This window comes from Streptomyces sp. NPDC041124, from assembly GCF_055592385.1.
Genome location: NZ_JBVIYR010000003.1, coordinates 525865 through 551146, shown reverse-complemented (window position 1 = coordinate 551146; position 25282 = coordinate 525865). Strand labels below are relative to the sequence as shown.

The following is a 25282-nucleotide window of genomic DNA, read 5'->3' as shown; positions in this document are numbered from 1 at the left end:
CGGCAGCAAACGCTGGCGCGGGACCGTCGCGGTGCCCGTCGCGGCCATGGCCGCGCTCGGCTGCACCGCCTACAGCGCGGACACCAGCTGGCGGTTCGCCGCCGACTACCTCGACATGGGCAGCACCACCGAACGCGTCGCGATGTTCGCCGCCGCAGAGCTGGCCCTGTTCGCCACCGCCCTGATGGCCCGGCAGAACCTCAACGGCCCGAAGCAAACACCCGGCCTGCCCGGCACCCTCACCTGGGTCATCACCACCGTCCAGATCCTGCCCGCCTACGCCGAGTCCGGGCTGGTCGGCGGCACCGTGCGAGCCTTCGTCGGCCCGGTCATGGCCGCGATGCTGTGGCACCTGGCCATGGGCATCGAGCTGCGCCACCGCACCCCCGACGCCGCCTCACGCGGCCTGGCCGCCGTCCTCGTCCGCCAGGCACGCGAACGCCTCCTAGCGCGGCTCGGGATCGCCGACCAAGACGCCGATGCCACCCGCCTCATCCGTGAGCGCGCGCTGAGTGAAGCCGTCGCCCTGATCCTGCGCGCCGAGTCGATGACCGGCCGCAAGCGCGGCAGGCGGCGGCAACGACGCCTGACGGAACGTCTGCACGAAGCGCTGGAGCGGGCCGGCGTCGACGGCGACCCGCTCCAGGACGAGCTGCTGCTGCGCAAGCTCGCAACCCGCAAGCAGGCCCTCGACCTCGCCTCCATCACGCTGCCGCCGCGCTGGCAGATTCCGGCCTCCAACCCTCTCCGTGAATCCGGGCACAGCCGCCCGCGCTACAGCCGCCCGGCACCACTGCCGCGGGCAGAGGAAGCTGCCCGCCCACACCCATCGGACGCGGGTGACGACGAGGTGCCTCCGGCTGCCCGCCCGGAGACTGCCCGCCCGGTGCCCGGGCTGTCCGCACGGGCAGAAGCCGAAGACAGCCCGGCGCCGACGGGCAACAGCCCGGGCAGCGTGTCGGGCAAGCGCGAACGGAAGGGGGCTACCCGGAAGAAGCGCGACGCCGGCAAAGCCCGTGCCTCCGACGAGGTCATCCTCAAGCACGCTCGCCGCATCTACGAGGAGACCGGCAGCGTCGGCCGCGACCGGGTCGAGGACGCCCTGCGCGCCGCCGGCTACACCGTCTCCAGCGACGGCGTCGGACGAGTCGTCCGCGAGTTCAAGGCCCAGCTCAAGGCAGCAGTCGGCGATCCACTCCGCTGATCCCCGCAGCACCAGCACTCCCAACCAGACCCCTACCCGAAGGGCCCCATGCACGCCCCGCACCACGAAGACCCCATGCCCCACGAGGAATCCCTGCTGATCACCCCTGCCCCATCGGGAGCAAGTTGGTGCAGGAGCATTGCTCCCGTCGGGAGCAATGCTCCTGCCTCTCCCGCCCCGGGAGTGGCAGGAGCGGATCGGCACCGGGGGGCGCCGATCGTTGAGGATGCGACCGAGGGCGGCTCGCATCCTGAGAGGGAGGAACCGCGCACGTGCCACAGCACCGACTGCGCTCACGCTGCTCCGTCGAAGCCCCGTGTGCAGCAGCGTGAGCGTCTGCGCGACGAGAAGAAACGCGTGCGCCAGCCCAGCTGCCGCATGAACGACGACGAGTACCAACTCCTCGTCCGCGCAGCCGCCGAGTGCCATATGAGCGTCGCCGGGTTCCTTGCCCGCGCGGCTCTCAACGCTGCCCGCGACCTCAACCGCACCGCGGCGGACATCGCGGGTGAGAAAGAGATGCTGCAGGAGCTGTTCGCGCTGCGGCGGCACCTCGGGCAGATCGGCAACAACCTCAACCAGGTAGCCAAAGCGCTGAACTCCGGAGCCGACGCCCCGCAGGCCGCGGCCGTCCTCGCCGCCGTCCAGCGTGCCGCCAAGCGAGTCGACGCCTTCACCCAGCAGCACCTGGAAAACCAGGCGGCTGCGTGATCCCGCGCGTCCACACCAGGGGCAGGCGCACCATCGGCCTGCTCCACTACCTGTACGGGCCCGGCACGCACGAGGAGCACATCGACCCGCACCTGGTGGCCGCCTGGGACGGCCTTGCCCCTGATCCCGGCCGAGACCCCGACGCCACGTACGGCGATCTCCAGCGGCTGCTCGACCAGCCGGTTATGGCCATGCCCGAGAGCCGGCGGCCCGCCGAGCACGTGTGGCACCTGTCGGTACGCGCCGCCCCCGAGGACCCGATCCTGTCGGACGAGCAGTGGGGCGAGATAGCCCGCAGGATGGTCGCCGCCACCGGTATTGCCCCCGACGGCGACGACGCCGCCTGCCGCTGGGCGGCCGTCCGGCACGCCGACGACCACATCCACATCATCGCCACCATCATCCGCGAGGACGGCCGCCAGGCCCGCCTTCGCCAGGACGGCAAACGCTCCCAGGCCGAAGCCCGCAAGATCGAGAACGACTACGGGCTGCGCCGCCTCCACGCCGGCGACGGCACCGCCGCCCAGCGGCCCACCAGCGCCGAACGCCACAAAGCCCAACGGGAAGACCGCAAGCGCACCGCGCGTGAGGAACTGCGCGAGACCGTACGCCGCGCCGTCGCCGGCACCACCTCCACGGAGGAGTTCTTCGTCCGCCTGGCCGCCGCCGGCCTGCTGATCCGCAAGCGCATCGCGCCCTCCGGCGACCTGCTCGGCTACAAGGTCGCCCTGCCCGACGACCGCAACGGTGAGAAGGAGCCGGTGTTCTACGCGGGCTCCACGCTCGCACCCGATCTGTCCCTGCCCCGCATCCGTGAACGCTGGGCGCTGCCCGCGGAGGCCGCTTCGGCGGACGGCTCAGGGCCGGAGCAGCCTGACCTGCCGGACGTGACCGGCCCCGCGTTCGCGCGGCGCCGAGCCTCCGCCGCCACCTGGCAGGCCCTCATGATCATCGACCACGGCGACGACGGCGCGGCAGCTGCCCAGATCGCCGCAGCGGGTGAAGTCCTGGACGCGCTCGCCAAGACCTCCGCCGCCCACACCCGCGCTGAACTCCACGAAGTGGCCTTCGCATTCGAGCGGGCCAGCCGCTCCCACGTGAGGGCCGTACGCGGGCATGACCGCGCCCTGCGCCAGGCCGCCCGCGACCTCGTCCACAGCGGCCCAGCCCTCGGTCGCGGCGAAGACGGCGCCACCACCGCGATGCTCATCGACATGGCCTTCTTCCTCGCCATCGCCACCGCGAACTGGCACGCGAAGAAGCACCACAGCCAGCAGGCCGCAGCCGCCCGACAAACCGCCGAGCATCTGCGCGCCGCCTACCAGGCCGCCGCGGGGGAGCCCATGGCCGCACTGGGCCAGCGAGGCCAGCGCCTGGCCCCGCGCGTCCGGCAGCGGCAGGCCGACCTTGTTCGCCACGTGCTACCGGAGCTGGCAGAACGGATCCGGGCCGAGGACGGTTGGTCCGCACTGGCCACCACCCTCGACGAAGCCCGGAGGGCTGGCCACGACCCGGCAGCTCTGCTGGCTGACGCTGCCCGGCGGCGCGAGCTCGGCACCGCCACCTCCATCAGCGACGTCCTCGTCTGGCGCCTGCGCCGCAGCGCCCACCTGCCCGCCCTACCCGAAAGCTCCCACGAGGCACTCGCCCAAGGCAGTCACCGCCAGAAGCCCTCAGTGCCCAACACGCCGCTGAGGCAGGACACCGCGAACTATTCCGGCCGCCGCCGCTGACCGGAAAGCGACGCAACATAGCCGACGATCGCCGGTTGGGCAAACCGGCGGTTCTCCGGACCATTTATGTCTCACCCGCCCACTCCCAGGAGGAACTCCCGTATGCCCAACACCCAAGCACGACCGGAGATCGTCGTCCTGCTCTGCGACACGGACGTCGAGCGCCAGCGTGAGACCAGCAAGTGGTACCACCTCGACGGACGCCCGTTCAGCAAGGACGAGCTGAGCCTCCTCCGCAGGGCCACTCGCGCCGAGTTCGACGAGATCAGGAAGCAGCACAAGCGATACGAGGACTACCGGCGCACGATGGACCAAGCTCCGGATGCCCTCGACCAGTTCCTGGCCCCGTTCTGGGAGCGACTCGACGTGAAGAGGCTCGGCAACGCCGTCGAGCTCATGAATGAGGACGAGCGAGCCGAGCTCGATCGCCTCCTCGGGCTCATCGTCGACCCAATCCGCCCCTTCACCCCCTACGCCTTCTGACCCTGGCCCCCGCGCCGATACGTACCCAACGCGCTGGTGACCGGCTCCAAAGACCGATCCGGCATCTGACACAGAGGCGTGTGCGTCCCATGCGATAGCCGGTAGGACTCGTCACGCCGAACGAAGCACCAGGCGTGGAGGCGGACCGCTCTCAACAACCTCAGACCGTGACGCACGAGGACGCCGCCCAGGGCACAGCAGCATGAAGCCGGGCCTCCCCGAGGGGAGGCCCGGCTTCTATGCGTTGGATGGCCCTCAGCCGGCTGGAGCGCGCAGGAGCCGGTCATGGGTGCTCTCCGGCACCACCCGACGCAGCACCGGTGCGCTGGAACTGAGGGAATCGGCGAAGGCGGCGACGAGGTCGTGCGGCACGCTGGGGCCGAAGGACGCCGCCCACAGGTAGCCCGCTCCGAGCACCGGCTCCGCCCACGCCTGCCACCCGGCCAGGGCCGCCTCGTCCGCCTCAGCCACCAGCGCGAGTGTGTCGCCATCCTGGATGAGGGGCGGCACCTCGCCGAGGCGGACGTGGGAGGCGAACGTCGGGTCCACCGCTCCCGTGCCGGGCTGGTCTACGTCACGCAGCCACCCGTGCGCCGTAACCGCGTCGAGGACCAGCTCGGGGCCACCGAGCGGCATGGCCGGCTGATCGCGGGCGTCGAGCGCGGCGAGGAAGGTGCCGAGGACCTCTCCGGGGACCTCGGGGGTGAAGTAGGCCGACCACTGGGCGAGCGGGCTGCTCGGGTCCGAACGAGCGGACACCTGCCAGGCGATCGGCAGGTTCCCCAGGTGGAACGGCTCGTCCGGCAAGACCCACTGCGCCCACCGCAGGGAGTCGGGACTGATGTGCAGGACGGTGCTGCGCAAGACCTGTCGGTCCTCCAGCGCCTCGTCCGGCTGCTGGCGCCCGCGGACGATCGTCAGGCTCGTCCAGCCCAGGCCAGCGAGCGTATCGGCGACAGCGTCGTACAGGCGTCCGTCGTCACCGGCCAGGTGCCGTGGACCGACCCAGTACGCGGACGGGACGTTCACCGGGCTAGGTGGGCCGATCGGGAAGTCGGGATGCAGGTACCCCTCCAAGAGCTTGGTGATTTTGATGCCGCTAGCGCGGACGTCGAGGGTGCCCGAGGGGCTGGAGCCTCTGGCAGTCACAGCTGCTGGGACGTCTCCAGCACGCGAGCAACAGCGGCGGCGACGACATCGGCCGGCGTCTCGGTGTCGAAGGACATCTGGTAGCCGCGCACCTTGGCCGTACCGGTGACGGCGATCTTCCATCCCTCGCCGTCGGTGCCAGGGCGCCCGAGCGGGAACCATCCAAGGTAGAAGCGACCGTCCTTCGAATTGACGTGTACGTCCGCGCGGTCGTCCACGACCAGGTGGAAGTCGTCGGCGGAGAACTGACCCATCACGAGCGTGGCCTGGCCCGGGCCGAGCAGCCACTCGCGCAGCCGCAGGGCCTCGACAGTGGTGGAGAATCCGGGCCCCTGGGGCGCCGCAGTCACAGACAATCACCTCTCTGACCTGGTGCTTCGCGAGAAGGTCGTCCAGGTTCACATGCCGCTGCCGCGTTGGCCAGTCATTCGTGGATCTTCGCTGTCTGCCCCCGGCGAACTGAGAAGCAGGGGGCGAGACATCGCAGTCACACAGAGAAAGAGCGTGCGCGCGGCGGGGACAGTGCTGATAGTTGCCGCATGGATGCGATCGAGGCCGCACGCGCCGTCGTAGAGGAACATCACCCCGAAGCACGAGCCGCGTTCCTGGGCGGCAGCGTCGTGACCGGCCGCCGAACGGCCACTTCGGACCTCGACGTCGTGGTCCTGCTCCACGGCGCCCCAGCCCCCTACCGGGCAAGCCTCCAGTACGCCGACTGGCCAGTGGAGATGTTTGTGCACACCGAGGCGACATGGCACGCCTACGTCGAAAGGGAGCTGCGCAAGCGCCGGTCACCGCTGCTGTGGATGTGTGCCGACGGGCTGCTGCTCTTCGACACCGATGGACTCGGAACCCGCCTCGCCGCACAGGCCCGGAAGCTGACCGCCGCCGGACCACCCCCGGTGTCGTCGGAAGAGATCGACGACCGCCGCTACGCGATCACCGACCTCCTCGACGACCTCGCGGGAAGCGACGACCAGAGCGAGCGCCTGTTCATCGCGACCGAACTGGTGCGACGCACCGGTGAGCTGGCACTGGCCGTTGGCGGTTCGTGGGGTGGCGGTGGGAAGTGGCTGGCACGCCGCCTTGAGACAACCGCGCCAGGGCTCAGCACACGCCTCCACCACGGCCTACAGGAGGTACTGGACGGGAGAGTCGAGACCCTCGTGGCCGTCGTGGACGAGGTGCTCGGGCAGACCGGCGGCCGGTTGTGGTTCGGCTACAAGCGTGTCGGGGCGCCCTGAGCGATCCCACGCTGCGGACGTCGCAACGTCTGTTCCTCCACGTGCAGATCACGCGATCGACAGCAAATCCCGAGTCTCCTCGGCGCACCCCCACGACAGCGTGACGCCAGCACCTCCGTGCCCGTAGTTGTGCACGACCACGGTGCCGTCCTCCCCCACCTCTTCCTCCACACGGACCGTGGCGCGGGTCGGTCGAGCGCCGACCCGGTGCTCCAGGACACGGGCCTGGGCGAGTCGGGGCTCGACCTCGGCACAGCGGGCGAGGATACCGGCCGCCGCCTTGTCATCGGGGGCCAGATCGCCCTCACCGTCGATCGCTGTGCCGCCCAGGACGACGGTGTCGCCGTGAGGATAGAAGCACAGCAGATCGGGCGAGAGACCGGTGTCCTCGGAGAAGAACTCGGTCAGCCCGGGGTTGGTGACGACGACGTGCTGGCCGCGGATGGGCCGGAGGTCAGGGTCCGGAACCAGGTCGCGTGCACCAAGGCCCGCGCAGTTGACGATCGCTGAGGCTGGACCGGCGTCCGAGAGCGAGGTCAGCCGTCGCCGCTCGACCACACCCCCGACATCGCGGAGCCGACGCAGGAGGTAGTCGAGGTAGGTGGGCATGTCGATCAGTGGCACGGTGAACCGGTAACCCGCCGTGAACCCGGCCGGAAGTTCGGCCCGCTCGCACGGTCGGAAACCCGGCAAAGTGGTGGCCCAGTCCGGCGCGGCCTCGGCCGTGCGGGACGCTTCGATGCCACTGGTGAGCCGGACGCCCGTCGCCGGGTCCTGGGCCAGCTCGCGGAAGATCTCCAGGGACCGTTGTCCCCACTGGTCGACCTTGTCCTTCGGCTCGACCAGGTAAGGCCCCCACATCGCCCCGGCCGCCAGCGACGTGCCCCCCGGCACCTGCTCGGCGATCACGTGCACCGAAGCCCCGGCCTCGGCGAGAACGACGGCCGTGGTGAGCCCAGCCACCCCAGCCCCGACGACGACAACGCGCTCCCCTGCGGTCATGAGCCGACCGTAACGGCCTCTGCGCGTAACGACGATGCGCGGGCGAGGTTGTCTCCGACCCACGAGTCCCGCGATTGACCACGAGGCATCCTGAGGAACTTCCAAGCGGGATGCACCCCCGCAGGCCCGCCCTGGTCACGGGGCTCATACCGCGGAGGACGGTAGGCACTTCCATGACCAGGGCGGGGGCTTAACCGCGGCGGAGGAATCCTCGTCGGCCCCGATGTCTGCCGGCCCGCCGTGCTGAGGCGGACGCAGGGGAGGTGGCATCGCTCGGACCATCGCCACGGGTTGGCTCGTCCCGGCCGAGGAGGGACTGCCAGACCCGCTCCTGGAGTGCCCGGATGCAGGGTCCGCATGCGTACATCGGTGCCTGGGCGCCCGCGACGCGGGCGGGGCCGATCCACAGAACACGAGTCCACCGCTGTCCGCAGTAGAGCCAGCAGGGCCCGTCGACCCACTCGTTGCCGTCGTCCGTGGCCGCGGGGGCAGGCAGTCCACCGCGTGCGAACTCGGCTATCCCGGGGATCACCCTGTGCCGTAATGCGGCTTCCGTGAGCATGGCTTGTCCGCTCCCCTGATCAGTGGCTTCGGACCGCCGAGGAAGCGTCCCCCTGCTTCTCGGCGTCGGAGAACAGGAGGGTGGGCTCGGCGAGGATGTCGCGGCCAGCCTCGCTCTTGTAGATCTCGTCGACGCTGCCGAATCGGGCTTCGGAGTAGTCGAGGTCCAGCAGCGCGGCGGCCTGCCGGACCGATGCCTCGTCGGGCCCCTCGATCTCCAGGAAGGTGGGGAGGTCGGGCCAGGTGTCGAAGTCGAAGGCGACCTCGCCCAGGCGCCACTCCTCGCGGTAGTTCTCCTGGTAGCGGACTTCGGTGAGGCCGACCCGCCGCAGGATGTCGGCCATGGCGTGCAGGTCAGATACCTCGGTCTCGATCTCCTTGGTGCCGTCGATCGTGGTGGCGTCGGTGACCTGCTTGAGGGTGAGGGTCGACCGGGTGCCTTCGTCCCGGAGGCGGATCCAGGCCCCTCCGTCGAGGGAGTCGTTCTCGAAGATCTTGCGGGTGAGGAGGGTGCGGGGGAACGCCTGGACGGCTCCGAGGGCAGTCAGCTTGGCCTGGAGGCCCGCGGCATCGACGGCCAGGAACTTCGCCTCGTACTCGTGCTTCATGTGTCCTTCTCTCAGAAGTGGTCGGTGAAGGGGGACGTTCGTGCTGCCATGAGCAGGCCCATGCGATGGGTGTGGTCGTTCGGCTGGTCGACGTGGGCCCGTTCCGTGAACTCGTTCGTGCGCAGGGTGAGCAGGATTTCCCAGTCACTGATGAAGTGAGGGAGCAGGCGCTCGGGGGAGGTGTAGTGCTCGGTCATGTGGTGGCGTCTTTCGACGGGCATCATGAACTCCGCACCGAACACACCGCCCGGGCGGACCAGGCGTTGCATGCGGTCGACGAACTCGGCGAGCGGGCGGTGGTGGTTGGCACTGTAGTGCCACGAGCAGCTCGTCCAGACTGCCTCGCACTGCACGCCCAGGGGCTTGCCCTCGAGGAAGTCGTCCTCAACCACGTGGACGCGGGAATGGAGTTCTTCGAGCTTCAGCCGGTCGATCAGGCCCATCGCGTGGGCTTCGCTGTCACCCGGAAGGCGTACCTCGCCTCCGTGCAGGGCGAGTGCGTCGCGTTCGATGGCGACCACGTGGTAGCCGGCGGCGGCCAGCGGCAGGACGAACTTGCCGTCGCTCGCGCCGACGACCGCGACGGTGGCGTCAGGGGCGACTCGCTCGCGCAGTGTGCCGAGGAACTGGGGGAAGAAGGTAAGGGTGTGCTCCCACAGGCTCTGGGTCTGCATGGGAGTTCGCTCCTTGCCTGTCGGTTTCTGTGATTACACGGAGGACCTCTTCGGGGCTGCGCCCCGTGGTGTCGACGCGGCGCATCGGGAACGAGGCGTAGGCGTCGGTCACCTGGTCCGGGACGGTTTCGATCAGTGCGTCCCACTGCGTCGCGGGCTTGTCCCGGGCGGCCAGACGACGGCGGCGTTCGTCGTCGCCGCAGACGAGGTAGTACGTGACGGGTGTCGGGAGCCGGCGCGGCAGCGTGACGCCGAGCCGAGCCCCCATGGCCTGGTGGGTGGCGAGGCACCGGGCGAAGTAGCTCTCGACGACCACGGGGACGCCGGCGTCGAGGTGGCTCTGGATTTCCTCGGCCGCCGTGAACAGCGCGGAGAGGTAGAGGCACATCCGCGCGTCGGCGTTGGTCCGCTGGTCCACGGCCGCTCTGAGGGGCTGGTACAGGGCGGGCACGGTGGGGATCAGGACGGCTTGCCGGGCAGCGGCGAGCATCGGTGCGATGGTCGACTTGCCGGTGCCCCGTAAGCCCTCCAGGCTCTCGAATCGCGGGTGGTCAGGCACGGGCGTACACCACGTCCGGCACCGCGAGCGTGAGCTCGTCCGTGGCCGAGGGCTGGTGAACGATGCGGCCAGCGCTCTTCTCGTACCAGAAGGCGTGAGAGTCCTTGCCCACGGCCTTGCAGGACATGGTCAGGGCACCACGCGGGTCGGCCTCGATGCGGTCGATCTCGCGGGGCCCGCCGGTCGGGGCGCAGAGCTGTGGGGCGCTGTGCTCGGAGAGGTCCTCGTCGACGATCACCTCCAGGGGCAGGTCGGCCGCCGCGAGCTCTTCGCGGAGCCGGCCGTAGGCGGCAGGATCGGTGACCAGTAGCTCGGGGTGGTCGGCTGCATTGCCTACGGGCCGCAGGTGGTGGAGCTTGAGTTGCTGGACCCCGAGCCGGGCCAGGATGCCGACGAGGGGGAGTACCTCACCGATGTTCCGTGAGGTCACGGTCATGGTCGCACCGGTCGGAACTCCGAGGTCCCGTGCCAGGCTCAGTGCGTCGAGGGCGCTCTGGTAGCTGCCATGCCTGCGGATGCCGTCGTTGGTCGATCCGACGCCCTCCAGGGACACCCTGAGGAGATCCAGGTGCGGCGCGATCTCTGTCAAGCGTCGCTCGATCCGGTACCCGTTGGTGCAGATCTCGACGCGCTGGCCCAGTTCCTCCTTGGCGTGGCGGACGACCTGCGGGAGGCCCCGATGAACGAACGGCTCCCCGCCGAGCAGGGTGACTTCCTCCGTGCCGTACTCGTCTCGCATCAGAGTGAGGAGGCGACTGGCTTCGTCGACGGTGAAGGCGTCCGCGTACTGAAGCCGCTTGCCGTGGAAGCAGTGCAGGCACGTGAAGTTGCAGCGGTAAAGCAGCTGCAGGTACAGCATCCGGATCTTCCTGATCCCGGTGACTTCCCTGATCACTTGAGCTCCTTCGGCTGGCTGCCTTTCGGGAACCCGATCGTGGCTGTCTGCCCGGGGACCTCGTCACCGCGTTCAGGGACGGCCCGAGGACGTCCTGGGACGTTTTCCGTCACCTGCGAACGACTCCAGGACGCTTAGAAGGCGCTTGGCGTCTGCCAGGTCCGGCAGGACCTCGGGGGCGCCGGCCGCTGCAAGTTCCGCGCGATCGTGCAGACCGGAGGCGACGGCGACGATCCCACACTCCGCGGCCAGGGCAGCCTCCACATCACGAGGGGTGTCCCCGACCAGGACGATGGGCGTGTCGACCCGGACGCCACGAAGCCGCTGCACTCGCTCGCGGGCGACCGCGACCAGATCGGAACGGAGATCGGCGTCCGCTCCGTATGCGCCCACCGGCAGGTCCAGCAGGGAGTCGAGGCCGAACGCTGAGAGCTTCACACGGGCGTTGGCTGCGATGTTGCCGGTCAGGACAGAGGAGACCCAGCCGCTCCGTGCCGAGGCGGCCTTCAACGCTTCATGGGCTCCTGGCAAGGCCCATCCGCGCGAACGCAGAGCGTCCCGGCGCTCACTCCCTGCCCGTTCGAGGGCCGCCTCGATGCCGGGCCAGTCGGGTACGGGCAGCCCGTCCCGAACGAACATGTCGCGCATGATCAGTCGGTCCGTACGCCCCTCGGTGCGTGCCGGCCCCGTCGGCTCGCGCCCCGCCAGCGCCGAGAAGGCGGCGGCGTAGATCTCCTTGCTCACCCCCGCGTTCTCGATGAGGGTGTGGTCGATGTCCCACAGGACGATGAGCTCCATGACGCCAGCGTAAGCAGCAGCCGGTGACCCTGTGATTCCGCGACAACGTCCCGCAACGTCCTTGCGCGATCACGCGTTGCACCGCTTGCATGGTTTCTGTGAACGACCGACTGCATACCGTGCTCGCCCAACGAGGGGTCTCACCCGACGCGCTCGCCGAGATCTGCGAAGTCGACCCCAAGACGGTGAGCCGGTGGCTGGGAGGACGGGTCCCTCACGCGCGGCACCGCTTTCGCGTGGCCGGTCATCTGCGCGTGGAGGAGACCTTCCTCTGGCCGGCGCCCTCCAAGCGGCCCGGCCCACCCCGCGACGGATTAGGCACCGAACTGGTCGGCACCTACCAGAACCGAGCCAGCGTGCCGCGGGACGTATGGCTCTCACTGCTGCGGGAGGCACGGCAGGAGATCAGCGTCCTCGTCTTCTCCGGCACGTTCTTCGCACAGTCCAACCCGCACGTCGCCAAGATGCTCTCCGAACGCGCTGCCGAGGGCGTCCGGGTTCGTCTGTGCTTCGGTGACCCCAACGGACAGGCGGTCGCCGTCCGGGGCCGCGAAGAGGGAATCGGCGACACACTCGCCGCCAAGATCCGCGCCTCGCTGACGTACTACCGCCCCCTGCAGGGCGAGGCCGGGTGCGCGGTGCGTCTGCATGACACCACGCTCTACACGTCCATGTTCCGCTACGACGACGACCTCCTCGTCAACCCTCACATCTGGGGGCAGCCGGCCAGCGCCAACCCTCTCCTCCACCTCAGGAGAGCCGACGGCATGGGGTGGTTCGACAACTACGCTCAGAGCTTCGACGCCGTCTGGGCCGCCGCACGGCCGTGGGCACCCGATCAGGAGAGGACCGCCGACCATGGGCAGGACTGAGTACTACAACGACCCGGCCGCGCCGAAAGCGAACACCCTCATCCCGGCCAGCAACCTGCTCGTCGCCGACGAGACGGGTGCCATCCTCCTCCAGCGCCGCCGCGACACCGGACAGTGGGCACTCCCCGGCGGAGCCCAGGACATCGGCGAGACCGCGGCCCAGTGCGCCGTCCGCGAGTGCCTGGAGGAGACCGGCATCATCGCGGAGATCACAGGCTTCCTCGGCGTCTACACCAACCCGAACCACATCGTCGCCTACACCGACGGCGAGATTCGCCAGCAGTACGAGAACACCTACATCGGCCGCCCCATCGGCGGTGAGCCGACCATCAACGACGAGGCCGACGGCGTCCGCTTCGTCCAGCCCGCAGACCTGGACCAGTACGACATCCACCCGAGCATGCGCCAGCAGATCGGCGACTACCTCGCCGGCGCCTATCCCTACCTCGGCTGAGCCGCCAGAGCGGCCTCGATCCTCTCGACAGAGGAGAAGATCTCCGGCGCCGCCCGCCGGATGAACCGACCGACCACGCTGTCCGCGCCGTAGCGGCCTATGATCTCCGCAACCCGCTCTCGCGCGGTCGTCCGGCCGCCGTCGGGCGTTGTCGTCATGTCGCAGTACACGAGGGCGTCAACAAGCAGCGGATCGTCCGGCAGAGGAAACTCCGTAGCCAGCACTTCTCTCAACCCGCGTTCCTCAGCTTCCAGAAGCGCGAACGAATGGTTCGCCACCAGGCGGGCCAGCCGCTCATCGGCTCCGTGTTCGTCCCGAAGGAAGCGTGCTCCGTCGAGCGGATGGAACTCTGAGAGGGCCAAGCGAGGCGCGTATCCCACATCGTGCAGAATGGCAGCCGCGGTCAGCAGTTCAGCGTCCGTACGTAGGAGGCACCCTAGTTCCTCCGCTCTGCCAGCTACTCCCTGGCTGTGCAGCCATCGTCGAGGCAGCAACTCACGGAGCTCCACCTCCGCGATGCGCCCTGCCCAATCCAGCGTTACCTCGTCCATTGGCGACTTCATGCCCGTCAGGCTCGTCTCCCATTCCCTTCTGGGCCGCAACGCCCAGCGACGAACGGGTTCACACGGACGTGATGCTGGTCTACGCCGACTCGCTCTCCGCAGGACAGGGTTACTGCATCGGTGCGCTGCGGAGCACCCGCGCCGCCGACGACGCCCGCCGCGCTTCGCGACTTGACGCAAGGGGGCGTGCGCTCATCTCCGAGGCCGGAGAAGGGCAGCACAACACCGCCAAGATGGCCAGCATGACCACGATCAGCGGCGAGGTGGCACCCGGACTCGAGTCGGTACGGGCGGCGTTCGCGGAGAACTTCACCCGGCACGGCGACCTCGGCGCGGCGGTGTGCGTGTACAGGAACGGCCACCCGGTGGTGGACTTGTGGGGAGGCGTGGCCGACGCCGAAACCGGGCGTCCCTGGACGCGGGACACGCTTCAACTGGTCTATTCGGCGACCAAGGGGGCGACCGCCGCCGTGCACATGCTGGTCGAGCGTGGCGCGCTCGACCTGGACGCACCCGTCGCGAAGTACTGGCTGGAGTTCGCCACGAACGGCAAGGCGGACATCCCCGTGCGCTGGCTCCTGTCCCACCGGGCCGGCCTCGTCGCGCTCGATCACCCGGTGCCGTTGAAGGAGGCGCTGGCCTGGCACCCGATGGCGGAGGCACTGGCCGCTCAATGCCCCCTTTGGACTCCGGGTACGGCGCACGGCTACCACGGCCGGACCTGGGGCTGGCTGGTCGGCGAGGTGATCCGGAGGGTATCCGGCCGTTCACCGGGCCGCCTCTTCGCCGACGAGATCGCGGCCCCGCTGGGCTTGGACTTCTTCATCGGCCTGCCCGCCGGTCAACGCGACCGAGTCAGCCGCATGGTGTACCAGCGGCCGGACGTCGACCTCAGCACCCTGCCCACAGAATCGGTCCCCGAAGAACTCCGCGAACAGGTCGCCGCCTGGCGGGACCCGAACTCGTTCAGCAACCGGGCCTACGCGGTCACCGACCCAGCCGCGATCGACTTCGACTCACCGGAGGTACAGGCCGCGGAGCTCCCGGCCTCCAACGGCATCGGTACCGCATGCGCGCTTGCCCGCATGTACGCCGCGCTGATCGGCGAGGTGGACGGCGTGCGTCTGCTCTCCCCAGGCGCCCTGGCATCGGCGACCGAGGAGCAGGCCAGCGGGAAGGACCGGGTCATGCTGATCCCCAGTCGCTTCAGCACCGGGTACATCCTGCCCACCGAGAGCAACCCGATGTTCGGGCCGAGGTCATTCGGCCACACCGGCCGAGGCGGGTCGCTCGCCTTCGCCGACCCGGAGCACGGTGTCGCTTTCGCCTACGTGATGAACCGCATCATCGGAGGCGGCGACGATGTGCGAGCGGCCTCGCTGGCCGAGGCAGTGCGCCGACCTCTGGCGTAATGACCTGGTGGTCGCACGCGTTGTGATCATTCGGCAAGCCATGTAGCGCTTCACTTATAAGCAGCGACAAAACGTACGGGCTCGGCAAGTACTGCTGTAGCGGCTGTCAGGTCCGCCAGTCGGGCCGACAGCGTCGCCTCCGCCAGGCGTGGCGGCAGCGTATCCCCGAACTTCAGCCCCCGCACCGCCCGTTCGTCGACAGAAGGAAGGCAGAGCCGGTCCGGAGCCTCGCTCAGGGCTTCCTTCCACACCGGTGGCGTGAGGTCTTCCCGCAGACGGATCCAGTGATCGTTAATGCGCTGGGCTGGCACCGCGATCCCCTCCAACGTGGCGGCCAGCGTCGCGTTCGCCCGGTGGCCTGCCCAGGTCCACCAGCGAAGTTGTCCTGATTCGTCGCGCACGATCAATGTGCCGCCCGGGTGAACCTTCTCCAGGAATACCTCACGCGCCTCCTTGAGCGTCGTGGTGGCACGTTGAGTCAGGGTGACGGGCGGGTCCGTGCCGAGCAGCACCTCGCATACGGCACGGGTGACCTCGAACGAGGTGCCCTGGCCGAAACCGGTGCCGGTCCACTTGGCCTTTCCGCCGCCATCGACCGGCTCGACGAAGCAGCGCTTGCGGTGCCAGTCGATGTAGGTGACCTGCCAGCTGCGGCCGGCGAGGAGGAGCCTGCGGGGGCCGACGACCCGCTCGGTGAGCAGGGCGGGGGCGGTGCGGCCGATCTCGGTACGGCCCTGCAGGACGGTGAACTGCGGCGGTGCCGTGAAGACGGCAGTGAGGTTCATGAAGTGGCGGTGGCCGAAACGCCGTTCGGCTTCAGGGCCGATGAACAGCATGCCACCGTCCTGGTCCAGGTATCCCACGTCGACCAAATGGCGGACGATCGGCTCGGCCGACCCTCCGAACGGTCCCAGGCCGTTCCACCATTCCTGCCAGAGTCGGTCTCCGACGCGGTGTTCCTGTAGGCAAAGGGCGAGCAGCTGCTGGGCGACGATGTGCCGGGGTTCGGGCGGCGCTGTGACCGGTTCGACCCAGCCTCGCGACCACTGGAGCAACAGTCCCGCGGCAGCCAGGAGCCCGCCTTGGTCGAGGGTGAGGAAGAGGCAGTTCCGGGTCGTGCCGGGGCGGCGTCCGGTGCGGCCCAGGCGCTGCAGGAAGGAGGCGACCGAGGCGGGAGCGTCGATCTGGATGACCCGATCCAGGTCACCGACGTCGATGCCCAGTTCCAGGGTGCTCGTGGCGATGATGACGCAGTCGCGGGCCTCGGCGAACGCGGTTTCCGCGCGTCTGCGTTCGTCGAGGGAGAGGGAGGCGTGCGAGAGGAACGTGGTCACGCCCTTGGCCCGCAGCTTGGCGCCCAGTTCCTCGACCAGGCGCCGTGACTCGCAGAAGACGAGTCGCTTCTCGCCCCGGTGGAGGGCGCTGATGACGGTGGCCGCATTGTCGAGCGAGCCGACGTAGTCGAGCTGGATGTCACCCGGCGGTACGGAGGCCGGCGTCGGCTGTGCCTCGGCCAGGTGGGGCGCGACCACGCGTCCGGGGCGCCGGCCTGCTCCGGATCCCTGGAGCCAGGTGAGCAAGGCTTCCGGGTTGCCGACCGTCGCGGAGAGGCCGACGCGCTGCACGGAGCGGCCCACGACGCGCTGCAGGCGCTCCAGTACGGCGAGGAGGTGCCAACCGCGGTCGTCGCCGGCGAAGGCGTGGACCTCGTCGACGACGACGGCCCGCAGGCCGGAGAAGAAGGACGCGTGGTCGACGTTGACGCTGACCAGCATGGCTTCCAGCGACTCGGGGGTGGTGAGCAGCACGTCGGGCCGGGAGGTGAGGATGCGCCGCCGCGCGCCGGTCGGTGTGTCGCCGTGCCACAGGGCCGCGGTCCGGCCGAGCCAGGCGGTATAGGTCTCCACGCGCGGCAGCAGGTTGTTGAGCAGCGCCTTGAGCGGACACACGTACAGCACCGATGTGCCGGACCAGCCCTGGGCGTGCATCCGGGACAGCAGCGGGAAGCAGGCGGCTTCGGTCTTTCCGCCGGCCGTCGGGGCCAGCAACAGGGCGTCGTCTCCCGCGCTGAGCGAGGCGACGGCGGCCTTTTGGAGCGGGCGCAGGTCCTTCCAGCCCAGGGTGTTGACGATGTGGTGGACCAACGCCGGTTCGAGGCCGTCGGGGGTGGTCACGGCAGGTCCAGCTCGATGTCGTCCGCCCGGTCGACGGCGGCATTGCGCTCGGTGTCCGTCAACTCGCCCGCCGACAGGGTGAGCTGGTAGTGCTTGCGCGGGTCGAAGTCCTCGAACTCGTCGGCGCGGTCGAGGACGTCGGCGACGAGCTTGCGCAGGAATACGCGGGGAGCGATGCCGACGTTGCCGCCCAGACCTCCGGTGACGGCGGTGGCGAGTTCGCCGATGTAGGCGTCGTCGACCCGCGCGGTGACCCGCTCGGGGTGGCGGGCCGCGCCCCGGTAGAGGTCCCGCACCTTCCGGCCGAGTTCCCCAAGGCTCGGCAGGTCGAAGCCGGGCAGGCGGAGCTGGACGGCGCGGGGCGAGTCGAAGCGGGCATCCGTGGTGAAGTCGGTGGCGAGCCGCTGGGCCAAGGGCGGGAGCCGCTGGACGCCCTGCTGGCCGTCGTAGAACGCGGGGGTTCCGGTGATGACGAGGAAGAGGCCGGGGAAGCGGCCGGCGTCGATCTCGTCGAGGAGCTGGCGCAGTGCGTTGAGGCCCTTCTCCCGGACGTCGCCGCGGACGCGTTGCAGGGTCTCCGTCTCGTCGAGTACGAGGAGCAGGCCCGGGTGGCCGCAGTCGCGCAGCACGGTCAGCAGGCCCTGGAGGAAGCCGAGCGCGGCGAAGTGGTCGAGGTCTCCGCGCACTCCGGCGGCACGGCGGGCGGAGGCGGCCACGGACTTCTGGCCGCCGAGCCAGGCGATCAGGGCTTCCGCCGTGGCGCCGTCCCCGGCGGTGACGGCACGGCGGTAGCCGCGCAGGGCGGCGGCGAACGCGGGCGTGGTGCGGGCGACGTCGGCGAGCCGGCGTTCCATCAGCGTGTCCACGGCCTCGGCGAGGGCTTCCTCGTCGTCCTCGTCGATCTCCGAGCCGTCGAGGACCTCCTCCTCCAGGGTGTAAAACCACGAGTCGACGACCGCGCGCAGTGCGCTGGGCTGGTGGGTGGCGGTGGCCAGGCGCTCGGTGAGCCGGCGGTAGACGGTCTCCAGCCGGTGCAGCGGTGTCTCGGTCTCGGAGATCTGCACCTCGGCGGTGGCGAGTCCCGCGCGTTTGGCGCGTTCGGCCAGCCAGCGTGCGAAGAAGGTCTTGCCGGAGCCATAGTCACCACGGACGGCGTGGAAGGCGGCACCGCCGCGGGTGACGGTGGCCAGGTCGTCGTCCAGGGCGGCTTCGAACGGGTCCAGTCCGACCGCGAACAGGTCGAGACCGGACTGCGGGACGGTGCCACGCCGCAGGGCGTCGATGACCTCGCGGCGCCGGACCGCGCTCACGGAGGCGGGGTCGGTCACGCCATCTCCTCCCCCCGGCTCGCCGGCTCGTCCGTCTGCCCGTCCGCTTCGTCGTCCTTCGGCTTCGGCAGGAACTGCTCGCGCAGGAGCGGTACATCGAGTTTGACCGCGTGCCCGCCGTCGATGAACCCGAGGACGGGATACCCCTCGACGTTCAGCAGCCGCTGCACCGTGGCGACGAACCCCTCGATGTTGCGGCGGACCCGTCCGGTCGCGGAGATCGCCGCGGCGAGCGCGGCCGGGGACATCGTCCCGCCCGCTGTGACGAGCGCGTTGACGACCGCGGCCACCACCTTCGCCTCGGGCGCTTTGCGGACGTACTCCTTCTGGGCCGCGTACACCTCGCTGCTCACCACCGTGCTGCCCAGCGACTCGGCCACCGGCGGTCCGGTTTCCGTCCGGGCGGACGGCCGTGCCTCGGCGGCCGGCGCGCGCTTGGAGGGCGCCGGGGGCCGCGCAGGCGAGGAGACCTCCGGTTGATCAGCGGTAATGGCGGCGGACTCAGGAACGTCACGAGTGACGTGCGTCCGCCACCAGCCCGGCGTGGACAGCTCGCGCGGCAGCGGCACCCAGTCCTTCGGGGCCTCCTCCCCGGCCGGCAGCAGGACGAGCACCGGGACGGTGACTTCGGCCAGGGAGGCTCCGCCGTGGTACCCGGCGCGCCGTCCGGTGTAGCGGATGTCCTCGCGCCACGGCAGAATCACCGCTCCCCCGCCCTCGCGCACCCGCGGGCCGTGGACAGCGATCTCTCCTTCGCCCGCGGCGTCACCGGTGCGCCAACGGGCGGACGCAGCACCCTCTGCGGCGGACGTCGGGGTGTCGGAGCTGCTGCCGCGCTCCAGGACGTGTCCGTGGTCGGCGACGAGGACGATCGGGCGGCCGTAGCTGCGGGCGGCGGCGAGCAGTTCGCGCAGGTGCGTGACGTCGGCGAGGGACCAGGTGGTGCCGCGGCCGTGCCGGCCGTTGTCCAGGGCCTCGTCGATGGTGTTGAGGACCACGCCCACCACGGCGTCCGAGGCGAGGGCGGTCATGAGTTCGTGCGAGAGCGCGTGGCCTGCCTCGCCGCCGATGGCGGCCTTGTGGAAGAGGGCCGCCGCCTTGCGCCGCCGCTTCCAGAAGGCGGTGAAGCCGCTCGTCTCGGTCGACTGGCCGCCATTGGCTACCTCACCCGTCAGCAGTGAGGCACGGCTGACGCGGGTGATCGAGGGCAGCATCGAGACGGCGGCGAGCCGTGCCGGGATCTCTCCTGCCTCCGGGCGCGGCACGATCTCGCGCCAGCCGTCGCGTTCCGCCTCCTCGCCGAGCTGGGCGGCGACCGCGCTGCTCATGCCGTCGAGGACGAGGAGGAGCGGTGACGCTTGGGCGGTGAGCGGGCGTACGACGGTGTCCAGCACGTTCTCGACGACAAGGCAGCCGTCGGGGTGCTGGGCGGTGGCGTGCGCGGCCCAGGCGGCGAGCTTTGGGGCGAACTCCTGATCGAGGCGCTGCCTGCGCTCACGTGCCTGTTCGTAGAGGGTCCGCAGGTCCCGGCCGGTCTCCAGGTCGCCGTCGGGGTCGCCCGCCCACAGCACGGTGAGCGCCCGGTCCATCCAGCCCCAGTCGCATACGTGGGCCCGTACGGCGGCGGCCACGCCGGTGACGGCGGACTCGGGGCCGCTGAGCCAGCGTGCCACCCGTACGGCCGTCTCGGCGGCCTGGACGTGGTCCGGGCGGAGGCCGGCGAGGGCGTGGCCGAGCAGGTCGGCCAGCGTGGCCTGACCGGCGGCCGGGGAACGGAGGGCTTCCGCGACGGTCCGGCGCAGTTGCGCGGTGAAGCTGGAGGGGAGGAAGCGGCTCGCAGTGAGGCCGGGGGTGAGGCCCGCCTTGTCGGCCAGCTCGTCGGCCCGGTCCAGTACGGCGGTGACGCGCCGACGGGCGTCCTGGCTGGTGCGGGCGTCGGCGATCCAGCGGGTGAGGGTTCCCTCCACGGCGTCGGTGAACACGGCGAGTTCCGAACGCCGGGGCATGACCTGCCCGAACAGTCCGCCGAGGGCGAGCACCGTGTCGGGCTGGGCGGCGGGGTCCCGCAGTGCGGCGCCGAGCAGTCCGAGCGGCAGGGCGTCGTGGCCGAGTCCGGCCTCGGCGAGGGACAGCAGGACGGGAACGGCCGGTCCCGCGACCTCCGCGAGCCACTTCTTCAGTTCGGCGCGTTCGGTGGCGCTCAGTTCGGCGAACCGCCGGGGACCGGCGGGCGTGCGCGACCAGGCGAGCAGGGTGTCGGCATCGAGGGTGACCTGCCCGTCCTGGCCCGAGGAGCCGTGCGCCGCGCGCAGACCGAGCCGTTCGGCGGTCAGGGCGCGCAGTGCCGCGTCCCGGGTCAGCACTCCGCCGACGCGCGGCCAGCCGTCTTCGACGGGCTCCGCTTCGACCAGGGCTTCCAGCAACCACCGCTCGCGGTACATGCGCGGGTCCAAGCCGGTGGCCCCGAAGCGCTGGAGGACGACCTCGGCGTTCTCGACGGTGAGGGTCTTGCGCCGTACGGCCCTGCCGCGCACGTCCCAGCCGAGTTGCTCGTCGTCGACGCCCGTCGTCACCACGAGCACGTCGGAGGAGGCGGCTGCGTTCCGGTGCGCGCGCAGGGCGGCGACGACGCCGAGGACGGAGGCTTCGTTCCTTACGTGGACGCGCCGCGCCTCGCCGTCCAGGGTGACGGTGAACCGGGGTGGAGCGCCGGGCGCGTACTGGCCGTGGACGAGCACGAGGCTGCGCTCGCCCAAGTCCTTGGCGTTCGCGGCGAGCAGGGCCTCGACGGTACGGCGGCCCACCCGGGGCAGGGCCGGGGCCATCAGCCGGCGGTCCCTTCGCCGCCCGGTTCCGGCCCGGTTCCGGCGGAACCGCCGGAACCGGGCCCGGTGTCGGTGACCGGCTGCCAGGAGACCTGGATGCGGGTGCCGGGGTGGGCGGCGAGGTAGGCGCGGATCTCGGCGTCGATCCCGGCGACCGTGGTGGCCAGCGTCGCCTCCAACTGGGTGGGCTCGACGAGGTGGACGGTCTGCCTGCGACCGGTCTGGCCCGGGACGGCGGTCTGCGCGCCACCCTGGCCGCGGGAGGCGTCGTCCGGCGTGGAGGGCCGGTCCGGCGTGGGCGTCGAGGGGACGGAGGGCTTGCCGTGGTCGGTGAGGCTGACGTCCTCGGCGGTCGGCTCCGGGACGACCGGTGCCGCGGGCGGAGTGGACGGCTGTGCGGGCTGGGCGAGGCGGGTGGCCTCGCGCATCAGGGCCATGACCGTGTCCGGGAGTCGGTCCAGGACGGGCACGAGGGAAACGGTCTGCTCGTGCTCGCGGGCGGTGCGGTGCACCTCGTCCAGGAACCTGGCCGCTCGCTCGCCGAGGCTGTCCTGTCGTACGGCGAGGTCGCGGCGTACGTCCTCCAGCAGGGACCACTGGGTGGCGCGCAGCGCGGCGGCCACTTCCGGGGCGTGCCGCAGGGCGCCCGCGATCTCCTCGTCGGTCACGTCGTACGCGGCGGCGGCCAGCTCCCGCACGCACGCGGCCGGTTCGGTGGTGCGCAGCAGCCGGGCGACGAGGTCGGCGGCGGCCTTGGTGGACTTCAGACGGGGCGCGTCGGCGCCGCCGGGCCCGGTCAGCCCGAGGGGGGCGGCGTGCTGTGTCAGGAGGGTGCGCACTTCGCCGAGGGCCACGCGGTGTTCCTCCGCGACCGCGCGCACGCCTTCGGCGAGCCGGGCGACGTTGCGGGCAAACAAGACCCGGGAGACGGTCCTGCCGAAGATCGTCCCGGCACGGCCGAGCGCGGTGTGGAACTCGTCCTCGGTGGGCAGTTCCACGGCCCTCAGCCCGTATCCGGGGCCGATCCGCTCCAGCTCCGGCGCCTTGGGCAGCGGGGAGGTCTGGTAGACCCAGGTGCGGTCGTCGAGCAGGGCGTACGTGGCGATGATCAGGTTGCTGACGTGGCGGTCGAGGCCGGTGTAGCCGAGGTCCTCGATCCAACGGCGGATGTCGTCGACGGACAGTTCCGGGCCGGCGTCGGGGGTCTCGGCGGCCTTCTTGTTGATGCGCAGGCGCCAGTCTGTGGTGACGTTGAGCGGCCCGTCGTGGACCTCGCCGAGCTGGAGGGCATGCACGATCCGGCGGACCACCGGGATCTGCTGGCTGTCGACCACGACGCGCCGGGAGCCGTCCTCCATCGCCCTAGTGATCCATTCGAGCGTGGTCTTCAGCTCGCGGGTGGTGACGGCCTTGCGGGTGAGCCGCGGGTCGAAGTCGGGGTGCTTGGGGTGGCGGGCGCCGAGCAGCCCGTCGGCGAGCAGGAGGAGGTTCTCCTCGAAACCGACCGCCGGTTCGGGCCGGGTGCGGGTGAAGCCCGGCTGGAGGGAGATCAGGTGGTGGCCCTCGGGGACCTCGGCGCCGGCCGTGCCGGGCTCGGCCCGGTTGATGCCGTAGAGCTGGAGCAGCGCGTCGGCGAGCTGAGTGGTCAGGCTGTCGCGGGACGCCTTGAGCTGGTTGCGGATCTGGACGCGCTCCTCGGCGGGGCGGGTCGCGGTGTGGTCGTCGAGCCGGTCGCGCTCCAGCAGATAGTTGATCTTGAGGAGGCGGCCGAGGCTGCGGGCCTTCTGCTCGGACAGGAAGTGCGGCAGCCAGACGATCGTCGGCGCCGTCTTCCCGGCGCGCTTCATCCGCTCCACCCGCTGCACGTCGTCCATCGGCGAGCGGCCGTGGTCGTCGAAGGGATAGTCGAAGACGAAGCGGATGTTGCCCTCGGTCTGCGGTGCGAACTCGGCGTCCGGCAGGTGCGGGTCGCGGACGTTGCCGAAGACGAACTCGACGGTGCGCTTGGTGCCGCGCCAGACGACCGTCCGCTCGCACACGAACGCCTGGGCGTCGGGAATGCCCAGCGCCGCCCACAGCTGGTCCTTGATCCACTGGCGGCGGTAGCCGTCCTGGTCGGCGACGCCCTGCACCTCTTCCAGCAGCGGCTCGACGTCCAGGTCGGACAGGTGCAGGTGGAAGACCGGGTCGGCGGGGTCGCCCTCGCTGCGCAGCTCGCCGTCGAAACCCTCGGCCTGCAGCTCCTGCAACCGCTTCACGGCGACAGCTCCCGCGTCGCCCACCCGGGTCCTGATGGTGCCGTGGTTCAGCGCGGCGAGTCGGCCGCCGGTGAGCCGGGTCAGGGCAGGCACGTTGGGCGCGAGGGAGGCCAGCAGCAGCGTCTTGACCAGGCGCTCGTCGGTCTGGAAGCGCTTGTCGTCGGCCGAGCCGTACTTCGTCAGCAGGTGCTCGCGGACGCGGGCGTGGAAGCGGTGCGCGATCTCCGACTCCTTGCGGAGCTTCGCGGTGAACGCCTCACCGGTCCGCTCGGCGATCACGTCCCACAGATCGCCTATCGGGATGAGCTGGCCGAGCCGCAGGTCGTCGCGGTGGCGCCGCAGCAGCTCCTGCACCAGCTTGAGACCGGTCCGCTCGCGCTGCAGTGCACCGGACAGGTCGACCAGCACGTTGAGCAGCGCCGGGGACAGCGGATACAGGGTGCGGAAGTCGTCCCAGCTCGCCTCGGTGCGTCCCTGCGCGTCGAGCAGCACCTGCCGCACCTCGTCCCGCGAGGACTCCACGAGCTTGAACGCGTCGTCGCGCGCCTGCTCCATGCCCGGACGGGGCGCGAGCACACGGTGCTTGATGATCTCGACGAGGTTGCTGTCCTCCAGCTCCACGACGTCGATCCGGCCGGCGAGGTAGTCGACCTGCTGTTCCAGGTTCTGTACGTCGGCGCCCGCGACGTCGGAGCCGATCAACTGGGACAGGTCGCGCTGGCGGGAGATGAAGGAGACGATCGGCACGGACCGGCCGCTGTCGGCGGACTCGATCAGCTTGACCAGCCGCTGCACCTGGTCGCGGACGAAGTCCTGGTCGCCCATGTGTGCCTGGAGCCACAGGATCAGCTCGTCCAGGAAGAGGACGACGCCGTCGTAACCGAGCGACTGCGCGTGGCGGGAGACGACCTTGAGGCCGTTCTCCAGCGGGATGAAGGACTGCGCGTCACCGCGGGCGGCCTGCGTGTACGCGGCCATGGGCCCGGTCAGCAGCGCCGACACCAGCCGCTCCCGCTCCTCGCTGCCGGGCGGCGCGGCGAAGGCACGGTCCAGCTCGGCGGTGCTCCAGCTGCCCGTACCCGGCAGGTCGGCTCCGCCGTCGATGCCCGGCAGGTCGTCCTCGTCGTCCTCGCCCGCGCCGCCGGAGGTGGCCGTCGCCCCGGCGCCGAGCCACTGGCGGAACTTGTCGTCGTCACCGAGGAACGTCCGCTGCCGGGCCGCGTCGGCAAGCAGGGCGTCCGACCGGTAGACGGCCGGGGTCGGCGCCTCCGGGTGCAGCTCCCGCACGGTGTGGACGTACCCGCCGAGCAGCGCCGAGTCCAGGTCGGTCGACCCGACCAGGTGGTACGGCACCATCAGGAACCGGCTGCCGCCCAGCCAGTCCCGGTGCTCGGCGACGACCTCCTTCAGCCCCGGCTTGTCCAACGCCCCCTCATGGCCGTTCAGCACGGCGTGCAGCACGGTCAGGAAGTGGCTCTTACCGGCGCCGAAGGAGCCGTGCAGGTAGGCGGCGTGCGAGTCGCCCGTACGGACGGCCTTGGCAACGATGCCGAGCGCCTTGCGGAACGCCTTCCGCAACTGCTCGGTGACGACGTACTCCGCCACCCGCTCGTCGGCCTCGTGGAAGCCCTGGGAGAGGTCGACCTTGAAATCGCCCGCGTGGACGTCCTCCTTGATGGCGATGACATCCCGGAGGAACAGCTCTGTGGTCGACATCAGACGATCATTCCCTCACTGTGCTGGCGGCCGGCCCGGACAGCGCCCCCCACTGGCGT

General features: G+C 70.5%; 21 protein-coding genes. 8 read left to right on the top strand and 13 right to left on the bottom strand.

Going from position 1 to position 25282, the window contains the following annotated elements; translation table 11 throughout:
* The first annotated feature begins 31 nt into the window (after positions 1-31).
* The 4 genes from ACZ6A9_RS10830 to ACZ6A9_RS10815 all read left to right on the top strand — a co-directional run bounded on the left by ACZ6A9_RS10830 (position 32) and on the right by ACZ6A9_RS10815 (position 4131).
* Positions 32-1204, top strand: coding sequence for a hypothetical protein (locus ACZ6A9_RS10830; RefSeq protein WP_468982953.1), 1173 nt, complete (start codon positions 32-34; stop codon positions 1202-1204).
* 318 nt (positions 1205-1522) lie between these two features.
* Entirely contained in the window at positions 1523-1915 is a 393-nt protein-coding gene (locus tag ACZ6A9_RS10825; protein ID WP_007492055.1) for a plasmid mobilization protein, read from the top strand.
* On the top strand, positions 1912-3648 hold the full coding sequence (locus ACZ6A9_RS10820; protein WP_468982284.1) for a relaxase/mobilization nuclease domain-containing protein: 1737 nt from the start codon (positions 1912-1914) through the stop codon (positions 3646-3648). Before ACZ6A9_RS10825 ends, ACZ6A9_RS10820 begins: the two co-directional genes overlap by 4 nt.
* A 102-nt stretch (positions 3649-3750) precedes the next feature.
* A complete protein-coding gene (locus ACZ6A9_RS10815) occupies positions 3751-4131 on the top strand; it encodes a hypothetical protein (protein WP_053637911.1) in 381 nt (126 codons plus the stop codon).
* A gap of 255 nt (positions 4132-4386) precedes the next feature.
* On the opposite strand, the gene ACZ6A9_RS10810 is transcribed toward ACZ6A9_RS10815, so the two are convergent.
* The gene (locus ACZ6A9_RS10810) at positions 4387-5208 is read right to left on the bottom strand and encodes an SPDY domain-containing protein (protein WP_053637949.1); all 822 of its coding nucleotides are present in this window, start codon (positions 5206-5208) and stop codon (positions 4387-4389) included.
* Between the two features lie 68 nt (positions 5209-5276).
* On the bottom strand, positions 5277-5630 hold the full coding sequence (locus ACZ6A9_RS10805) for an SPDY domain-containing protein (RefSeq protein WP_362107902.1): 354 nt from the start codon (positions 5628-5630) through the stop codon (positions 5277-5279).
* Positions 5631-5819: 189 nt separating this feature from the next.
* On the opposite strand from ACZ6A9_RS10805, the gene ACZ6A9_RS10800 reads away from it, so the two are divergent.
* Positions 5820-6524, top strand: a complete 705-nt coding sequence (locus ACZ6A9_RS10800; protein WP_390675254.1) for a nucleotidyltransferase domain-containing protein — start codon at positions 5820-5822, stop codon at positions 6522-6524.
* A 48-nt stretch (positions 6525-6572) separates the two neighbouring features.
* Here the strand turns inward: ACZ6A9_RS10800 and ACZ6A9_RS10795 are convergent, their stop codons facing one another.
* The 6 genes from ACZ6A9_RS10795 to ACZ6A9_RS10770 all read right to left on the bottom strand — a co-directional run bounded on the left by ACZ6A9_RS10795 (position 6573) and on the right by ACZ6A9_RS10770 (position 11621).
* Positions 6573-7526 carry an FAD-dependent oxidoreductase gene (locus ACZ6A9_RS10795; protein WP_468982277.1) on the bottom strand — a complete coding sequence of 318 codons (954 nt, stop codon included), beginning with the start codon at positions 7524-7526 and terminating at the stop codon, positions 6573-6575.
* A 581-nt stretch (positions 7527-8107) separates the two neighbouring features.
* On the bottom strand, positions 8108-8695 hold the full coding sequence (locus ACZ6A9_RS10790; RefSeq protein ID WP_362099900.1) for a class IV adenylate cyclase: 588 nt from the start codon (positions 8693-8695) through the stop codon (positions 8108-8110).
* An 11-nt stretch (positions 8696-8706) separates the two neighbouring features.
* Positions 8707-9369, bottom strand: a complete 663-nt coding sequence (locus tag ACZ6A9_RS10785) for a class I SAM-dependent methyltransferase (RefSeq protein WP_468982273.1) — start codon at positions 9367-9369, stop codon at positions 8707-8709.
* Positions 9287-9859, bottom strand: a complete 573-nt coding sequence (locus ACZ6A9_RS10780; protein WP_468982270.1) for a hypothetical protein — start codon at positions 9857-9859, stop codon at positions 9287-9289. The genes ACZ6A9_RS10785 and ACZ6A9_RS10780 overlap by 83 nt, the downstream gene beginning before the upstream one ends.
* A 61-nt stretch (positions 9860-9920) precedes the next feature.
* Positions 9921-10823: a radical SAM protein gene (locus tag ACZ6A9_RS10775; RefSeq protein ID WP_364905080.1), complete on the bottom strand. Its 903-nt coding sequence runs from the start codon at positions 10821-10823 to the stop codon at positions 9921-9923.
* 72 nt (positions 10824-10895) lie between these two features.
* Entirely contained in the window at positions 10896-11621 is a 726-nt protein-coding gene (locus ACZ6A9_RS10770; RefSeq protein WP_364905083.1) for an HAD family hydrolase, read from the bottom strand.
* 98 nt (positions 11622-11719) lie between these two features.
* Here ACZ6A9_RS10770 and ACZ6A9_RS10765 point away from each other — a divergent pair, with 98 nt between their 5' ends.
* Both ACZ6A9_RS10765 and ACZ6A9_RS10760 read left to right on the top strand, forming a co-directional pair.
* Complete coding sequence (locus ACZ6A9_RS10765) at positions 11720-12493, top strand: XRE family transcriptional regulator (RefSeq protein WP_362099885.1); 774 nt, start codon at positions 11720-11722, stop codon at positions 12491-12493.
* Positions 12480-12947, top strand: coding sequence for an NUDIX hydrolase (locus tag ACZ6A9_RS10760; RefSeq protein WP_362099882.1), 468 nt, complete (start codon positions 12480-12482; stop codon positions 12945-12947). The genes ACZ6A9_RS10765 and ACZ6A9_RS10760 overlap by 14 nt, the downstream gene beginning before the upstream one ends.
* Here the strand turns inward: ACZ6A9_RS10760 and ACZ6A9_RS10755 are convergent.
* Positions 12935-13498 (bottom strand): HD domain-containing protein, encoded by a 564-nt coding sequence (locus ACZ6A9_RS10755; protein WP_468982266.1) that lies wholly within the window; start codon positions 13496-13498, stop codon positions 12935-12937. The genes ACZ6A9_RS10760 and ACZ6A9_RS10755 overlap by 13 nt on opposite strands.
* A gap of 254 nt (positions 13499-13752) precedes the next feature.
* Between ACZ6A9_RS10755 and ACZ6A9_RS10750 the strand changes: the two genes are divergently transcribed.
* Positions 13753-14922 carry a serine hydrolase domain-containing protein gene (locus tag ACZ6A9_RS10750; RefSeq protein WP_468982263.1) on the top strand — a complete coding sequence of 390 codons (1170 nt, stop codon included), beginning with the start codon at positions 13753-13755 and terminating at the stop codon, positions 14920-14922.
* Positions 14923-14972: 50 nt separating this feature from the next.
* Here ACZ6A9_RS10750 and ACZ6A9_RS10745 read toward each other — a convergent pair whose 3' ends face one another.
* The 4 genes from ACZ6A9_RS10745 to ACZ6A9_RS10730 are packed head-to-tail and all read right to left on the bottom strand — an operon-like array spanning position 14973 to position 25223.
* Entirely contained in the window at positions 14973-17096 is a 2124-nt protein-coding gene (locus tag ACZ6A9_RS10745) for a DEAD/DEAH box helicase (RefSeq protein ID WP_468982258.1), read from the bottom strand.
* Entirely contained in the window at positions 17093-18424 is a 1332-nt protein-coding gene (brxD, locus tag ACZ6A9_RS10740; protein WP_468982256.1) for a BREX system ATP-binding protein BrxD, read from the bottom strand. Before brxD ends, ACZ6A9_RS10745 begins: the two co-directional genes overlap by 4 nt.
* Complete coding sequence (pglZ, locus tag ACZ6A9_RS10735) at positions 18421-21249, bottom strand: BREX-2 system phosphatase PglZ (protein WP_468982254.1); 2829 nt, start codon at positions 21247-21249, stop codon at positions 18421-18423. Before pglZ ends, brxD begins: the two co-directional genes overlap by 4 nt.
* Positions 21249-25223, bottom strand: a complete 3975-nt coding sequence (locus tag ACZ6A9_RS10730) for a BREX-2 system ATPase PglY family protein (RefSeq protein ID WP_468982251.1) — start codon at positions 25221-25223, stop codon at positions 21249-21251. Before ACZ6A9_RS10730 ends, pglZ begins: the two co-directional genes overlap by 1 nt.
* Positions 25224-25282 lie beyond the last annotated feature (59 nt).

Bases quoted from the DNA above. Each gene is read 5' to 3' on its own strand.
- ACZ6A9_RS10790 (WP_362099900.1), bottom strand. From the start codon at position 8,695: ATGAAGCACGAGTACGAGGCGAAGTTCCTGGCCGTCGATGCCGCGGGC.
- ACZ6A9_RS10750 (WP_468982263.1), top strand. From the start codon at position 13,753: ATGACCACGATCAGCGGCGAGGTGGCACCCGGACTCGAGTCGGTACGG.
- ACZ6A9_RS10815 (WP_053637911.1), top strand. From the start codon at position 3,751: ATGCCCAACACCCAAGCACGACCGGAGATCGTCGTCCTGCTCTGCGAC.
- ACZ6A9_RS10730 (WP_468982251.1), bottom strand. From the start codon at position 25,223: ATGTCGACCACAGAGCTGTTCCTCCGGGATGTCATCGCCATCAAGGAG.
- ACZ6A9_RS10795 (WP_468982277.1), bottom strand. From the start codon at position 7,526: ATGACCGCAGGGGAGCGCGTTGTCGTCGTCGGGGCTGGGGTGGCTGGG.
- ACZ6A9_RS10770 (WP_364905083.1), bottom strand. From the start codon at position 11,621: ATGGAGCTCATCGTCCTGTGGGACATCGACCACACCCTCATCGAGAAC.
- ACZ6A9_RS10785 (WP_468982273.1), bottom strand. From the start codon at position 9,369: ATGCAGACCCAGAGCCTGTGGGAGCACACCCTTACCTTCTTCCCCCAG.
- ACZ6A9_RS10780 (WP_468982270.1), bottom strand. From the start codon at position 9,859: ATGCTCGCCGCTGCCCGGCAAGCCGTCCTGATCCCCACCGTGCCCGCC.
- ACZ6A9_RS10760 (WP_362099882.1), top strand. From the start codon at position 12,480: ATGGGCAGGACTGAGTACTACAACGACCCGGCCGCGCCGAAAGCGAAC.
- ACZ6A9_RS10800 (WP_390675254.1), top strand. From the start codon at position 5,820: ATGGATGCGATCGAGGCCGCACGCGCCGTCGTAGAGGAACATCACCCC.
- ACZ6A9_RS10755 (WP_468982266.1), bottom strand. From the start codon at position 13,498: ATGGACGAGGTAACGCTGGATTGGGCAGGGCGCATCGCGGAGGTGGAG.
- pglZ (WP_468982254.1), bottom strand. From the start codon at position 21,249: ATGGCCCCGGCCCTGCCCCGGGTGGGCCGCCGTACCGTCGAGGCCCTG.